Raw genomic sequence first — 13,330 nt, forward strand, 5'->3', positions numbered from 1 at the left:
GTCGCGATGCAGGAAAGCCTTTTCATATTCCAGTTTGAGTGGTGATTGGTCGGTGCCACGCGTCGAGTAGCGGAGCGGGCAGACTGAGCAGGACGAAAGCCCGCAAGGGCCCCGGCCCAAATTATGGACAGCGCTTTCCCTGTCTTAAACGCCCCGTCGATTGCCCCATAGCAAGACGTGCAACTGCGGCAGCACCCGCGCATCGAACCATCTGTCGCCGGTCACTTTGTCGACCAGCCAGAGCATGCGGTTCATGACGCCATCGATGTCCACCGTCGCACTGGCGTCGTCCGGCGGTGGTGGGGTGTGGTTTCCCGGCTGCAGATAGACCGGCAGCGCCGGGTATCTCCCGGCCATATCCTTGGCATAGGCGTAGTCGTGATCATCGAAAACGACGATCTTGAGCACCGTCATCGGCCGACCGGCCGCCATCGCAAGACAATCATCGAGTTTCTCGAAATCGGTTTCCATGCCGCTCGACGGCGGCTTCGGGCTGACGACGAGGACGTCCAGGTCGGCGAACCAGTCCCTGGCGACGCTGCCTTGCGTCTCAAGCGCAAAGCGATAGCCCTCGCCATGGCCGCGATCGATCAAGGGCCCGAGCGGCTGGATGGCGGGGTTTCCACCGGAAAGCGAGACTGTCAGCGGCACGCCGCCCGATAGCCGTCTCACCTCCATCCAGATCTCCTCGACCGACATCGGTTGCCACTGTTCGCGATACTCGCTGTCAACGGCGTGCAGCGTATCGCACCAGGAACAGCGGTAGTCGCAGCCGCCTGTGCGCACGAACACCGTCGGCTGGCCGATCAACACGCCCTCACCCTGGATTGTCGGCCCGAAGATCTCGCTGACGCGGATCGCCGCACCCGTCATGGCCGATACTCCGCCCAGGTCTTCGGCGTCTCGCTGACGCGAACTGCCGACGTTTCCGGTAGCCGCTCCTTGCACCAGTCGTAGAAATGCCTGGCCAGGCACTCCGACGTCACCCGCTCATGACCGAGCACGTCATTGAGATGGCGATGGTCGAAGCTGCCGTCGATGTAGCGCTTCAGCGGGGCCAGGTCGTGATAGTCCCGCACGAAGCCGTTGTCGTCGAGATCCGCGGCGGCAAGCTCAACCTCAACGATGTAGTTATGACCGTGCAGCCGCGCGCACTGGTGATCGGCGGGCAGATGGCTCAACTGATGCGAGGCGGAAAAGTGGAATTCCTTGGTGATGCGGTACATCAGCGAACCTCCTCTGCCGAGAAGCGGCGGGTGGCAGCGCGCCAGAAATCCGGATCGGCATACGCGGTCGGGTCATCAACACCGGCGAGATGGAAGGCTTCACGCCGCTCGACGCAGGTACCGCAGCGACCGCAATGGCGTGCACCGCCCTTATAGCAGGACCACGTCTCGCCAAAAGGCGTGCCGTGCTTGGCGCCGTCCGTAACGATGGCGGCCTTCGGGACATTGACATAGGGTGCAAGGAGCTGAACGGTGCCATAGCCCTCCAGCGCCTCGTCCTGCATTTTCTGGAACGCATCGATGAAGCCCGGACGGCAATCTGGGTAGATGAAATGGTCCCCGCCATGGACGGCAACGGCGACGGCGTCGGCCTTTTGCGCCGAGGCGAGGCCGAAGGCGATCGCCAGCATGATGGCGTTGCGGTTCGGCACCACCGTAGCCCTCATCGTCTCTTCGGCATAATGGCCATCCGGCACGTCGACGTCATCAGTCAGCGCCGATCCGGTCAAATGCCGGCCAACGCCGGTGATGTCGATGATCTGGTGTGGAACGCCAAGCCGGTGGGCACAGGCAGCGGCGAAATCGAGTTCCTTGCGATGGCGCTGGCCGTAATCGAAGGAAAGAAGGCCGACGAGTTCGTGCTCCGCCGCGATCCTGTGCGCGAGCGAAACGGAGTCCAATCCGCCGGAGCAGATGACGATAGTTCTCATAATAATGGGTCCCTTGTTTTGACCGGGTGGGCTGCGACCGGATGCGGGCCACTTCTAAGCCATTGCTGCGGTTTTGGCCAGCCCTTAGCGTCGAGTGTAGAAGTTCGAGCAAAATGTCCGAAAACCAAAAACCGACCTAAGCAATGGCTTATCATCCTATAATTTAATGAAAAAAGCGGGACACGGCTCAAATCGCGATCTGCTAACGGCTGTTCCTGTACGGCCCCAATGGCGTCCCCGTTTAAAATTCAGACCGTCGATCAACTCGCAGCGCAAGTTTCCTGGATATAATTAGACTTAATATCGCAAACCAGATGTTACTTGCAAAGACATTGGTTAGTCTTCAGAAACCCCTCGAAAGACAAAGAAATGCACCACCTCCATCCCTACAGATAGCCGATGGTCTTCCGCTCGCAGCTGGATCGGCTTGAACGTTTGTGCCCCGGAAGCACCTTTACGAAAGCGAGACCTACCCTTCTCGCATGTTCCATTTATCCCGAAGGCTGAAACTGTTGCCACGATTGAGCTTTGTGGCTTCTACTTCTCCCACGGTCTTGAAGGTGTGCCAGCCTGCGCCAACTAGTACCCAGTCATCTCAAGATACCCCTCGCCCGAAACGCTACCATCAAATGCGATGGGGCCTTCCCAGTACGGGGTCGATGTCGCCATCCACGACTGATCGTTCAGTGCTGTCGTTCTGATATCGAGACCTCGGGAGGGGATCCTGACCCTCCACTCGACTGGCATCGATCGACCGCCGACCTCAGCTGTCCGTAGCGGCTCGAAGACTACATCGTTTGAAGCAAGCGGTGACGTTTTCCCGTCGGCCGCGATCCAGTTCGCGGAGGTGTAGCCTTCGCCTCCGTCGCGCAAGCGAAACGCCATCACTTTTTCCCCCGAGGCAAGATGAAGCGAGAACCAGTCCCAGCCGGTCTGGTCGGAAGCCAGCGGCTGCGACGACCATTCCCTGTCGAGCCAAGCCTTTCCCGAGACATCGAGCGGCTTGCCGTCGAGCTCCACGGTGCCGCGGACCTCGTAGAACGGCTGAGAATAGTAATAACTCGCCTGGCCTGCCAGGGACTTGACCGAATAACCACGGTCTCCCTGCAGCGCCAACGGTCCCTTCGCCCGGAGCACCAGCTGGTAGGCGAAATCTTTGCCGCTCGCCCTGAGATCAAGATGGTCCAACTGGTCGTGGGCGGCACCTCCGGAGGCTTTCATCTGCCAGTCGTCGATCCACGTCTCGAACGGTTCGGGGGTGGCTCCGGCCTGTCCCACTCCGCCCCTTGCAAGCCGCTCCGCTACATAGTGGCGGTTTTCCGTGGTCATCGCGGCATGCCCGATCCAGATTTGCGGGTCGGACCAGCCGGGACGATTTCCAGGAGCAAGGGCGGAACGGAAAAGCGTCCACTGCGCGCCCGTGCGTTGCCCGTCGGACGTCTCGAGGTTTGCAGTTACGTACCACCACTCGATTCTGAAGTCCGGATGGGCTCCATGATCTCTGGGGAACACCAGCGTGACTCCTCGTTGTGGTACGGCAAAGCCTTGGGCGTCCGAGCCGAGGCCCGCGAACCCTTGAGTGAGGCCCGCCGCCGGGGCCAGCAAGGTGGCAAACGCAATTAGCAGGAGCATCATCGCTTTAGCGTTCATTGGCGAAGCTCCTCAAAAGGTCTGCCGGATCGGTTGTGGCCAGCCGTCGTACCGGGATCAGCACCGATATCAGAGCGGCGGCCAAGGCGATCGCCCCGAGCCTCAGCCAGTCCAGAGGGAAAAGCACCAGCGGCAGCCGCCATCCGAAAGCCTCTACGTTGACGATCGCCAGCAGAACCCAGGCGAGTGCCAGCCCGACCGGGATGGAGACGACGAAGGTCATCAGCCAGAGGGCGATTGTCTGGACAACTTCGAAGAGCGCGAGATCGCGACGGCGTAGCCCCATTGCCCATACGGGAGCCAATTGCGGCAAGCGAACGGAAGACAGCGTCAGCAAACTGGAGAACATCGCGAATCCTGCTACAGCCAGCGTGAGGACATTCAGCGCTCCGGTGACGGCGAAGGTCTGCTCGAAGATGGCGGTGGATTGTCGTTTAAGCGACGCCTGGTCGATAATACTGCTTTCCGGCAGACCCACTTCGCGGACGAGCCGCTGCCTGAAGTCCGCGACCTGCATGGGATCCATGCGAAGCCCGTAGCGCAGTTTTGGAACCTCCGGATAGTGCCGGACAAGAGCGTTAAGCCCCACGATGACCTGGCCGTTCGGATTGCCGTAGTCCGAAAACACGCCGACCACCTTTGTCCGCCAACCGCCCGGAAGCTCAATCTCCTGTCCGGGCGCGGCTTTCCCACCCCGCCACAACTGCTCGTTCACGAGCGCGCCCCGCCCGCTTGCGAGCTCGTCCCAGACCCCGGCAGAGCCGACAATCAGGGGCCAGTGATCCCGATAGGTGGGGTCGTCGGCGACGCCGTATATCTGCATATGTTGTCCAACGACGTCGCCCTCGATGCTCCAGATCGGCAAGATGGCCTTCGTGTGTGCGGGAAACCACTCACGCAAGCGCGCGGCCTCGCCTTCATCGCGAGCCGTGACGTAAACCTCGGCGGCTAGACGCTGGTCGAGCCATCCCAAGAACGTTTGCCGGAAGCTCGCCACCATGGTGCCGACGCCGATGTTCGCGGAAAGTGCGAGCAGGAGCGCCATAGTCGCCAAGGATAGGCCGGGCAACTGCTGTCGCGTGTCGGCCCAGAACCAGTTCGCGAGCACATTCTTGGAAAGCCGCTCCCCGGTGCTCATCGCGAACCCCAACAGGGCGGGCAGGATTAACGCCGCACCGAGCAGTAGACCCGCGAGCACAGCGAAACCGGAATACAGGCCGGTGCCGAATGAGGCCAGCCCAAGCGCGAACAGCAGTAACAACAGACCAGTGGCCGCCTGCACTGCTAGCCCGGCTGCCGACGCCCGCGCCCAGGCTCTCCGCTGCGGTACCGCAAGTATCGGCATGGTCCAAACGCGCCAGAGGCTCTGTGCCGATGACAGAATGGAACCAAGCAACGCCATTGCCAGTCCGGCCGCCCACCACTCCGGTCTGAGGGTCAACGTTCCGGACACACTTGCTCCGTAGAGGCCTCGCAGCGTTACCGCGACCCCTGGAAGTAGCGCCGACGCCACGAAGTAGCCGATGACCACGCCTAGAACGCCGGAGATCAGCGCGAAAGCAGTGACCTCGATGAGCAACATCGTCGTGAGCCTTCGCAGCGAGATCCCCAACGACCTGAGCGTCCTGAATGTGCCGCGTCGCTGCTCGAAAGACAGTCCCGTGGCCGAATAGACGATGAAGAGGCCGACTACGAAAGCCAGGAAGCCAAACGCGGTAAGGTTCAAGTGGAAGCTGTCGGTAAGCCGTGCAACATCAGGGCGTTCACCGGCATCTCTAACAACGAGCTCGGGCGCGAGATTTCCGACGGGAGCGAGCCCGGGCTTCTGCGACGGCGTGACGACGATCCTGCTCAAAGCCGCATCGCGGTTCAGAAGACGATCGGCGACGCCGATGTCGACGAAGGCCGTGTCGTCTGGAAGATCGGCAGCGATCTTAACTGATAGGCCGTCAGTTTCCTTGAGCCGCGCGGCCGTTGCTGCCGAGACGATGATTTGTCCGGCACCGCCGACAAATTCGACGAGGTCCGACGCGTTTGAAACCTGGAATCCTTGTCCCTCCGAAGGCATCGTCAATGGATCGATACCGATCAGCCTAATGCGGCTCTGGCCGAACCTGTGATCGCCCTCGATCACGGGAGAAACGCTCCAGCCCCCCCTGCGGAGTTTCGCGTACGTTTGCGGTGAAATCCCCCAGCCGTCCCTCGCAACCAGCTGCACAAGATTACCCTGTTCGAAAACGGTCGCCGCGCGTTGATAACTTGCGCGGGCCTCCGCGTTGATCGCCTGCACGCCAGACCAGAGCGCCGTCGCGAGCGCGATCCCGAGGATCAGTGTCGCGCACTGCAGCGGCCTGTAGCGCCAGTGCGAAAGCAGAGCCCAGAAAGCGATCCGGCTCATTCGACCACCTTCCCCCCGCGAAGCAGAATTCGACGATCGAGTTTTTCGGCCAGGCGGCTGGAATGGGTCACGAGTAAGAGCGCCGTAGCGGCCGATTTGCTGAGCCTCAGCATAATATCAAGCACGACATCGGCTGTCGCCTCGTCGAGATTTCCGGTCGGTTCATCGGCTAGGATCAATGGCGGTCGCGCCGCAAGCGTCCGCCCGATGGCGACCCGCTGCTGTTGGCCGCCCGAGAGCTGTTCGGGGTAACGGCCCAGGAGTTGGCCGAGGCCGAGCTCCTCGACGAGCTCCGCTTCCCAGACGGGATCGGAGCGTCCCGCCAGCTTGGCATGGAAGGAGATGTTCGCCGCAACGTTGATACTTGGGATCAGATTGAACTGTTGAAAGACGACGCCGACCTCAGTTCGGCGGTAGAGCGCGCGACCGCTGTCGTCGAGCTGCCCGATATCACGCCCGTTGACCAAGATCGTGCCGCTGTCCGGTTTGTCCAGGCCGCCTATCAGATGAAGCAATGTGCTTTTACCGCTTCCAGACTCACCTGTAAGAGCCAGGCTCTGTGCCCTGTCGAGGTGAAGATCAACCCCCCGGAGAACGGCAGTCGGACCCTCAGCGGTGTCGTAGGATTTCGTGATGTCGGTCAGGTTCAGAATCATAGAGAGTTAATCTAGCGGCACCGACGCCGGTTACCACGCCTCACCTTGCTATTTGACTACTGGTACGGCAACAGCGACAGGCGCGGTGCATAGTTGGCGTATGAAATCCCGACGTTCTCGCGCATTTCACGGATCGTCACTACCGCACGCTCAAGCAGCCGGCGCTGTTCGAAGGCCGTCAAGCCTGCGACTTGGTTCGCCACCAAGACGAGCTCGGAGATGAAGGCGGTGGCGAGAGACTCTACGTGCGGGATATCAGCGGAAGTCAAGGCGGAGTTCGCTTCCGCTTAATTTACGCGACCGCCCCAGCGCTAGGAAACCATCAAAAAAGCACCCCGACAGCACTCAAAAAATCATAGCGATTTCTACAGGTTAGAGGTGCGGTCAAATTAGGCTGACATTTGGGATATTTTGCGATGGCGCAGGTCATTCTAAGCGATTGAATTTGTTGCACCAGTTAGGTCAAACGCCGTGTCTTTCTACAAGAGCCTTGCCCACCAACGAGTGCAGCCGTTGACGGCGGCAGGAGGGACGCCATTTTATCGGCAACACAAAATCAAAAATCACTTCGGCCGATTTCCGCCGCGTTTCAAAGAGGCTAACGTCTCGCCATCACCGCCTGATGGCGGTGAACTCCGGCCCCTGTCGTTGGCGACAACTGCCAAACGGTGGCGGAGTTCGGTATTGGAGGAGTTCTGGAATGCTGATCGACGGAAAAGTCTTCATTGTGACCGGTGGCGGATCTGGCCTTGGTGCCGGCGTTGCACGCCTGCTCCACGGCAAGGGCGCTCGTGTCGTCCTTGCTGATATCAACGAAGACGCCGGGCGGGAGATGGCCGAGGCGCTTGGGAGCAATGCTCTTTTCGTCAAGACGGATGTCACGAGCGAGACCGATGGCGCAGCCGCAGTTTCCGCCGCCGTTGATACCTTCGGCCATCTTAATGGGCTGGTGAATTGCGCCGGCATCGCGCCGGGCGAAAGGGTACTTGGGCGCGACGGCCCTCATCGGCTCGACAGCTTTGCGCGTGCGGTCGGCATCAATCTGATCGGCACATTCAACATGATCCGCCTGGCGGCGGCGGCGATGGAAAAGGAAGCGCCCGGCGACGACGGCGAGCGTGGCGTCATCATCAACACCGCATCTGTCGCTGCCTTCGACGGGCAGGTCGGCCAGGCTGCCTATTCCGCCTCGAAGGGCGGCGTCGTCGCCATGACGCTGCCAATTGCCCGCGAACTGGCACGGCACGGCATCCGTGTCGTGGCGATCGCGCCGGGCATCTTCGAAACACCGATGATGGCCGGCATGCCACAGGAAGTACAGGACTCGCTCGGCAAGAGCGTTCCCTTCCCGCAGCGCCTCGGCAAGCCGGAGGAATTCGCGGCCCTTGTCCAGCATATCTGCGAAAACCGGATGCTGAACGGCGAAGTCATCCGCCTCGACGGAGCGCTTCGCATGGGCGCACGCTGAGACTGATATCTGAGAGCCCGGATGCGCGTTGCGTCCGGCCAAATGTGCTACTGTCTGAACAGGCAGCGTGTTTCGAACGGTATGGCATCCCTTGGACGCCGTGTTTGTCGCGCGGCGCCACAAGCATTTCCGTACAGCATCTGAAAATCAGGCGCCGGAACGCTCACCGTGCACCGCCCGCGATTGAACCGGGGCAATGACATAGGCGCAACGGCGTGCGCCGGCGAGAATATGTTCGGTGCGCTCGACCGCGACGTCGCGACCGAGAATGTCGCGGAAGATATTGATCTCCGCACGGCAAAAGCCCTGGCAACTGGCAGCGGCGGCGCAGATCGGACAATGGTTCTCGACGAAGAGAAAAGTGCCGTCGCCCGTCTCCTCGTAGCCGGCCATGTAGCCTTCGGCGGTTCGCAGGCGCACGAGCTTCTCCACCCGATCACGCAGGCTAATGGCGCCGTCGAGCGCTGCGCGATAGCCGGTTCGCGTCTCCTCCTCGCGCGCCGCGATGACCCGATCGACCGCCGCGTCGCCGAGCGTCTGGCGGATTGTGCGCAGCAGCTGGACAGTCAACTCCGCATGGGTATCGGGAAATTCCGCATGGCCCGAGGCGGTCAGCCCCCAGAACTGCGAGGGTCGGCCGACGCCCCGCGCCTCCGACCAGGAATTTACCAGCCCCTCCTCGGCCAGGCGCACGAGTTGCTGGCGCGCCGCCTCACCTGATATCGACAGGCGCTTGCCGAGTGCCGCCGCCGTCTGCGGCCCATGCAGCTTCAGCGCCAGCAGGATGCGTTCGGCCGGCGAACGTCCCTGGCTTTGATCCGGATTTAACAAGTGATCGCTTGACATATTATTGCCCGGAGATTTACAAAGAATTGTCTTGTTAAATACACACCGGATGGATCTCGCACAAGACATTCGCTGCGTTCCATCCGGCCGAAGAGGATTTCAACCATGGCTTTCGAACTCCCCTCCCTCCCCTTTTCCATCGGCGCTCTGGCCGAAGCCGGAATGAGCGCCGAGACGCTGGAATTCCACCACGGCAAGCACCACCAGGCCTATGTCACCGCCCTCAACGGCTTCGTTGAAAAGGACCAGGCTCTCGCTGGCCTTTCGCTGGAAGACATCGTTCGCCATGCCAACGGCAAGGCGGAATTGGCGCCGGTCTTCAACAATGCCGGACAGCATTGGAACCACATTCTGTTCTGGAACAATCTCTCCTCCAAGGGCGGGCGCATCCCGGACAGTCTTGAGAAGAAGATCGCGGAAGACTTCGGCAGCGTCGCCGCCTTCAAGGACGCGTTCAAGACGGCGGCCACCAGCCAGTTCGGTTCCGGCTGGGCCTGGCTCGTGCTCGACGCCGGCGGCAAGCTCAAGGTGACGAAGACTGCCAATGGCTCGAACCCGATCGCCACCAATGAGGGCAAGGCCCTGCTCGGTCTCGATGTGTGGGAACACAGCTACTACATCGATTACCGCAATCGCCGCCCCGACTATGTCAGCAATTTCCTCGATCGGTTGGCGAACTACGAGTTCGCCGAGGCTGAGCTTAAGTCCGCCTGATCACGCCTTCCGTGGTGCCGCGCCGGCGGCACCACGCCCATGCCTCAGCCGGATTGCGCCCATGACCCAGACCACCTCTGTCGATATCGACGCTCACGCCGAACTTGCCGTCACCAGACCTCTGTTCGCAGACACGATGGCGCGGCTGGCGTCAACCGTCTGCGTCGTCAGCTCCGGCAGCGGCTCCGAGTGCCAGGGCCGGACGGCGACCGCCGTCTTCTCGCTTTCCGCAAACCCTCCGTCCATAGTCGTCTCGATCAAGGCGGGTAGCGCGCTTGCCGACGCCATATCGAAACAGCATGGATTTTCGCTGGCGATGCTCGCCCAGGGGCAGGAACTGGTTGCCGACGCCTTCGCCGGCCGGGTCGCGGCAGCCAGCCGCTATCTCGTCGGCATCTGGGCGGACTGGCCTTCCGGCCGGCCGCGTCTTCTCGGCGCCGCCGCCGGGCTCGACTGCGTCCTCAGTGCTTCCATCCTTGTTGGCGACCACCGGCTCTTTGTCGGAACAATCATCGCCACGGAAACCGCTGGCTATGCCGACCCTCTGCTCTGGAGCGAGCGGCAATACCAGGCACTTGAGCGATCGGCGCCCTTTTCCGCCACATCTGGCGGGCGCCCATTGCCATCGGCCACCTCGTGCCCAACACTCTGAGCGGCGCGAACGGACACCCATTTGGGAGCGACCATGCGACAGGTGCTTGAAAAACTTCTGGACGACGGGCGTGATGACGCGCTCTTGCGCTTCACCCTCGGCAGCATCTGTCTGCAGGAGACGGATGCCGAGACCGCCCTTCTCCACCTCAGGCGTGCAATCGAATTCGATCCCAGCTATTCGGCCGCCTGGAAGCTCATCGGCGCGGCGATGCTGAAACTGAACCGCATCGAAGAGGCGCGGCGCATCTGGACTGAGGGGCGATCCGTGGCCGAGAAAAAGGGCGACCTGCAGGTGGCGCGCGAGATCAACGTCTTCCTCAAGCGGCTGGACAAGCAGTGTGCGGCCGCGAACAAAGGCTCGCCCTAACGGCTCAAAGCATGTCGCGCAAAAGTGGCGATACCGACATGCGCAAAACAAGAACCTGAAGCGCAGTCGCGACTTCTAGGGATTGCGATGCGCTAGGCGTCAGGCGGAGCCAAGCCGCCTGATATTGCCGGCAAGCTCGGCTGCTAGACGCAACGCCGCTGCGGTTGCCCCCGCCATCTGCGGCATGATCAGCCATTCGAGCGTCCAGGCAGCACCGGAGCGCTCCTGCTCGTGCACCAGCGCATGATGGATGCCGGAAAGCTGCGTCGCATTGAACCGCGCAAGCGCCACCAGCACCTCGGCGGCAACCGGGTTCTGCTTGTGCGGCATCGCCGACGATCCACCGCCACCGGCAAGTTCGATTTCATCGCCCTGCTGCGCCATCAGCGCGACGTCCTGCCCGAATTTGCCGAGGCTGCCGGTGACGAGCGACAGCGCGTTGGCGAAGTCGGCAATTTCGGAACGCTGGCTATGCCATTGCGGGAAGTCGGCAAGCGCCAGTTCCTCGGCCAGCGTGGCACGAACATCGTCGGCCTTGTCATTCAGCTTGTCGAGCGTGCCTGCCGCACCGCCGAACTGGACCGCAAAGAGGTCGCGATCCATCGCCTGCAGCCGATCCTTGTGATCGAGCAAGGGTTCGATCCAGGTGCGCAAGCGATCGGATACCGTGATTGGTATAGCCGCCTGCATGCGCGTGCGGCCCATCAGCATCCGCTCGCCCCATCGATCGTCGCATTCCTCAAGCACCGAAACGACATCACCAAGACGAGTGCCGAAGAGTTCGGCAACAGCCTTCATGCGCAGCATCAAGCTCGTATCGATGACATCCTGGCTGGTCGCACCAAAATGCACATGCGCTGCAGCCTCACCGCCGACGGCCGCACGCAACTGTCGAACAAGTTCAGGAACGACGACGCCGTCGACAGCCATGGCCCGCCTGAGCGCTGCGACATCGGGAGAAAACCCGCGACAGGCCTCGGTGATGCGGTCGGCAGCACTTTCCGGGATGACCCCGTGGATCGCTTCCGCGCGCGCCAGCGCCGCCTCGAAGGAGAGCATCGCATGAATGTCGGCGGCAGTCGAAAACTCGGCGGCGACCGCCTCGTCGCCCAGAAGGCCGGAGAGATAGGGATGATCGAAAGCGGAATAGGTCATGGTCCCCCCGATTGATGTCGCGATGCCCGCTCGCGCTTGAACGGAATGCCACGGTCTGCCTTGCGCCGTCCATGCAGCAAGATGCAACGGATCGGCCTCTCGCGTGACATTCCGGCTTCAGATGTCGAGGAAGACCGTTTCCTTCTCACCCTGCAGGTGAATGTCGAAGACATAACTAGGGGCGCTGCCGGTCGCGACAAGCGTCGCGACGCGATGGCGATGCTCGACGCGCAAAAGCAAGGGATCGGCGGCGTTCGCCTCGGCTTCATCGGGGAAATACATCCGTGTGTGCAATCCGATATTAATGCCGCGCGCGACGATCCAGAATGTGATGTGCGGCGCCATCGGCCGGCCGTCCTTGAAGGGCACGGGCCCCGGCTTGATCGTGTCGAAACGGAAGACGCCGTCTTCTGCACCGGTCGGACACCGTCCCCAGCCGGAGAAGCTCGGATCCGCCGCGCCGCGCATTTCCGACGGCGAATTGTAGAGCCCTGCCGCATCTGCCTGCCAGATTTCCACCAGCGCATCCCGAAGCGGCGTCCCCGTACCATCGAGCACCCGGCCGCTGACGGTGATGCGTTCGCCGAGCGTGCGTTCGCTCACCATCGTTGTGCCGAGGTCGGCGTCATAGACGCCGCCAATGCCGCAGAAATTCGGCGTGAGGCCGATATGCACATAGGGACCGGCTGTCTGCGACGCCGTTTCCTTGAAATAGCCGAGCGCCTGGACCATCAATTGCCCTCCATGCGGTTTTCAAACATCGTCGATCGGCGACCGCGCAAGACGATATCGAACTTGTATGCCCGCGCATCCATCGGAATGGTGTTTGCCCAATCGAGCGGCGCGATCAGTTGCTCGATCGCACGGCGATCGGCGATCGTGTTGACGATCGGACACTTCCAGATCATCGGATCGCCCTCGAAATACATCTGGGTGATCAATCGCTGCGCAAAGCCGTGGCCGAAAACCGAGAAATGGATATGGGCAGGGCGCCAGTCGTTGACACCATTCGGCCAGGGATAGGGTCCGGGCTTGATCGTGCGGAAGGAATAGAAGCCTTCCTCATCGGTGATCGTGCGACCGCAGCCGCCAAAATTCGGATCGAGCGCTGCGAGATAGCTTTCCTTCTTGTGGCGATAGCGCCCGCCGGCATTGGCCTGCCAGAATTCAAGAAGAGCGCCGGGAACAGGCCGGCCGCGTTCGTCAAGTACGCGCCCATGAACGATGATGCGCTCGCCGATCGCGCTTTCGCCCGGCTTGGCGAAGTTGTGGATGAGATCGTTGTCGAGATCGCCCAGAATCGAATGACCGAAGACCGGGCCAGTGATTTCGGAAATGGTGCCGTCGAGCGACAAAAGCGCCTTCTGCGGCGAGCGCAGCACCGAGGTCTTGTAGCCTGGCGTCAGCGCCGGCGCATGCCAGTTCCTGTCGCGGGGAAAAAAGGCGCCGGTCTCCGGCTTCCGGTTGGCTCCATCGGACATCTCGT

Annotated in this window: 15 protein-coding genes; 4 read left to right on the plus strand and 11 right to left on the minus strand. The window is 61.6% G+C overall.

Translation table 11 applies throughout. The features are described 5' to 3' along the window. Positions 1-144: 144 nt before the first annotated feature. The 7 genes from queE to IB264_RS35650 form a co-directional block, all read right to left on the minus strand. Positions 145-873: a 7-carboxy-7-deazaguanine synthase QueE gene (gene queE / locus IB264_RS28455; RefSeq protein ID WP_192434486.1), complete on the minus strand. Its 729-nt coding sequence runs from the start codon at positions 871-873 to the stop codon at positions 145-147. After that, a complete protein-coding gene (queD, locus tag IB264_RS28460; RefSeq protein ID WP_192434487.1) occupies positions 870-1,226 on the minus strand; it encodes a 6-carboxytetrahydropterin synthase QueD in 357 nt (118 codons plus the stop codon). Before queD ends, queE begins: the two co-directional genes overlap by 4 nt. Then, the gene (gene queC / locus IB264_RS28465) at positions 1,226-1,936 is read right to left on the minus strand and encodes a 7-cyano-7-deazaguanine synthase QueC (protein ID WP_192434489.1); all 711 of its coding nucleotides are present in this window, start codon (positions 1,934-1,936) and stop codon (positions 1,226-1,228) included. The genes queD and queC overlap by 1 nt, the downstream gene beginning before the upstream one ends. 579 nt (positions 1,937-2,515) lie before the next feature. Beyond that, positions 2,516-3,586, minus strand: coding sequence for a lipocalin-like domain-containing protein (locus IB264_RS28470; RefSeq protein WP_192434491.1), 1,071 nt, complete (start codon positions 3,584-3,586; stop codon positions 2,516-2,518). Next, complete coding sequence (locus IB264_RS28475; RefSeq protein WP_192434493.1) at positions 3,576-5,984, minus strand: ABC transporter permease; 2,409 nt, start codon at positions 5,982-5,984, stop codon at positions 3,576-3,578. Before IB264_RS28475 ends, IB264_RS28470 begins: the two co-directional genes overlap by 11 nt. After that, positions 5,981-6,640, minus strand: a complete 660-nt coding sequence (locus IB264_RS28480) for an ABC transporter ATP-binding protein (RefSeq protein WP_057218964.1) — start codon at positions 6,638-6,640, stop codon at positions 5,981-5,983. The genes IB264_RS28475 and IB264_RS28480 overlap by 4 nt, the downstream gene beginning before the upstream one ends. Positions 6,641-6,688: 48 nt before the next feature. Beyond that, a complete protein-coding gene (locus tag IB264_RS35650; RefSeq protein WP_156408149.1) occupies positions 6,689-6,742 on the minus strand; it encodes a hypothetical protein in 54 nt (17 codons plus the stop codon). A gap of 598 nt (positions 6,743-7,340) precedes the next feature. On the opposite strand from IB264_RS35650, the gene IB264_RS28490 reads away from it, so the two are divergent. Next, complete coding sequence (locus IB264_RS28490) at positions 7,341-8,108, plus strand: 3-hydroxyacyl-CoA dehydrogenase (protein WP_057218967.1); 768 nt, start codon at positions 7,341-7,343, stop codon at positions 8,106-8,108. 147 nt (positions 8,109-8,255) lie between these two features. On the opposite strand, the gene IB264_RS28495 is transcribed toward IB264_RS28490, so the two are convergent. Next, positions 8,256-8,954 carry a metalloregulator ArsR/SmtB family transcription factor gene (locus IB264_RS28495; protein WP_192434495.1) on the minus strand — a complete coding sequence of 233 codons (699 nt, stop codon included), beginning with the start codon at positions 8,952-8,954 and terminating at the stop codon, positions 8,256-8,258. Positions 8,955-9,059: 105 nt separating this feature from the next. Between IB264_RS28495 and IB264_RS28500 the strand changes: the two genes are divergently transcribed. The 3 genes from IB264_RS28500 (at position 9,060) to IB264_RS28510 (ending at position 10,689) form a co-directional block, all read left to right on the plus strand. Continuing rightward, complete coding sequence (locus tag IB264_RS28500) at positions 9,060-9,668, plus strand: superoxide dismutase (RefSeq protein WP_192434497.1); 609 nt, start codon at positions 9,060-9,062, stop codon at positions 9,666-9,668. Positions 9,669-9,729: 61 nt separating this feature from the next. Continuing rightward, positions 9,730-10,320: a flavin reductase family protein gene (locus tag IB264_RS28505; protein WP_192434499.1), complete on the plus strand. Its 591-nt coding sequence runs from the start codon at positions 9,730-9,732 to the stop codon at positions 10,318-10,320. A 33-nt stretch (positions 10,321-10,353) separates the two neighbouring features. Next, the gene (locus IB264_RS28510) at positions 10,354-10,689 is read left to right on the plus strand and encodes a tetratricopeptide repeat protein (RefSeq protein WP_084815273.1); all 336 of its coding nucleotides are present in this window, start codon (positions 10,354-10,356) and stop codon (positions 10,687-10,689) included. Positions 10,690-10,788: 99 nt separating this feature from the next. Here IB264_RS28510 and IB264_RS28515 read toward each other — a convergent pair whose 3' ends face one another. The 3 genes from IB264_RS28515 to pcaH all read right to left on the minus strand — a co-directional run bounded on the left by IB264_RS28515 (position 10,789) and on the right by pcaH (position 13,325). After that, positions 10,789-11,844 carry a 3-carboxy-cis,cis-muconate cycloisomerase gene (locus IB264_RS28515; RefSeq protein WP_084815272.1) on the minus strand — a complete coding sequence of 352 codons (1,056 nt, stop codon included), beginning with the start codon at positions 11,842-11,844 and terminating at the stop codon, positions 10,789-10,791. A 117-nt stretch (positions 11,845-11,961) separates the two neighbouring features. Next, positions 11,962-12,576, minus strand: coding sequence for a protocatechuate 3,4-dioxygenase subunit alpha (gene pcaG / locus IB264_RS28520; RefSeq protein WP_057218973.1), 615 nt, complete (start codon positions 12,574-12,576; stop codon positions 11,962-11,964). Further along, on the minus strand, positions 12,576-13,325 hold the full coding sequence (gene pcaH, locus IB264_RS28525; RefSeq protein ID WP_192434501.1) for a protocatechuate 3,4-dioxygenase subunit beta: 750 nt from the start codon (positions 13,323-13,325) through the stop codon (positions 12,576-12,578). The genes pcaG and pcaH overlap by 1 nt, the downstream gene beginning before the upstream one ends. Positions 13,326-13,330: the final 5 nt, after the last annotated feature.

Origin of the sequence: Ensifer sp. ENS11 (assembly GCF_014851895.1) — a bacterium.
Taxonomy (GTDB): domain Bacteria; phylum Pseudomonadota; class Alphaproteobacteria; order Rhizobiales; family Rhizobiaceae; genus Ensifer; species Ensifer canadensis.

Bases quoted from the DNA above. Each gene is read 5' to 3' on its own strand.
- IB264_RS28495 (WP_192434495.1), bottom strand. From the start codon at position 8,954: ATGTCAAGCGATCACTTGTTAAATCCGGATCAAAGCCAGGGACGTTCG.
- IB264_RS28515 (WP_084815272.1), bottom strand. From the start codon at position 11,844: ATGACCTATTCCGCTTTCGATCATCCCTATCTCTCCGGCCTTCTGGGC.
- pcaG (WP_057218973.1), bottom strand. From the start codon at position 12,576: ATGGTCCAGGCGCTCGGCTATTTCAAGGAAACGGCGTCGCAGACAGCC.
- IB264_RS28490 (WP_057218967.1), top strand. From the start codon at position 7,341: ATGCTGATCGACGGAAAAGTCTTCATTGTGACCGGTGGCGGATCTGGC.
- queE (WP_192434486.1), bottom strand. From the start codon at position 873: ATGACGGGTGCGGCGATCCGCGTCAGCGAGATCTTCGGGCCGACAATC.
- IB264_RS28510 (WP_084815273.1), top strand. From the start codon at position 10,354: ATGCGACAGGTGCTTGAAAAACTTCTGGACGACGGGCGTGATGACGCG.
- queC (WP_192434489.1), bottom strand. From the start codon at position 1,936: ATGAGAACTATCGTCATCTGCTCCGGCGGATTGGACTCCGTTTCGCTC.
- IB264_RS28480 (WP_057218964.1), bottom strand. From the start codon at position 6,640: ATGATTCTGAACCTGACCGACATCACGAAATCCTACGACACCGCTGAG.
- queD (WP_192434487.1), bottom strand. From the start codon at position 1,226: ATGTACCGCATCACCAAGGAATTCCACTTTTCCGCCTCGCATCAGTTG.
- IB264_RS28505 (WP_192434499.1), top strand. From the start codon at position 9,730: ATGACCCAGACCACCTCTGTCGATATCGACGCTCACGCCGAACTTGCC.
- IB264_RS28475 (WP_192434493.1), bottom strand. From the start codon at position 5,984: ATGAGCCGGATCGCTTTCTGGGCTCTGCTTTCGCACTGGCGCTACAGG.
- IB264_RS28500 (WP_192434497.1), top strand. From the start codon at position 9,060: ATGGCTTTCGAACTCCCCTCCCTCCCCTTTTCCATCGGCGCTCTGGCC.
- IB264_RS28470 (WP_192434491.1), bottom strand. From the start codon at position 3,586: ATGAACGCTAAAGCGATGATGCTCCTGCTAATTGCGTTTGCCACCTTG.
- pcaH (WP_192434501.1), bottom strand. From the start codon at position 13,325: ATGTCCGATGGAGCCAACCGGAAGCCGGAGACCGGCGCCTTTTTTCCC.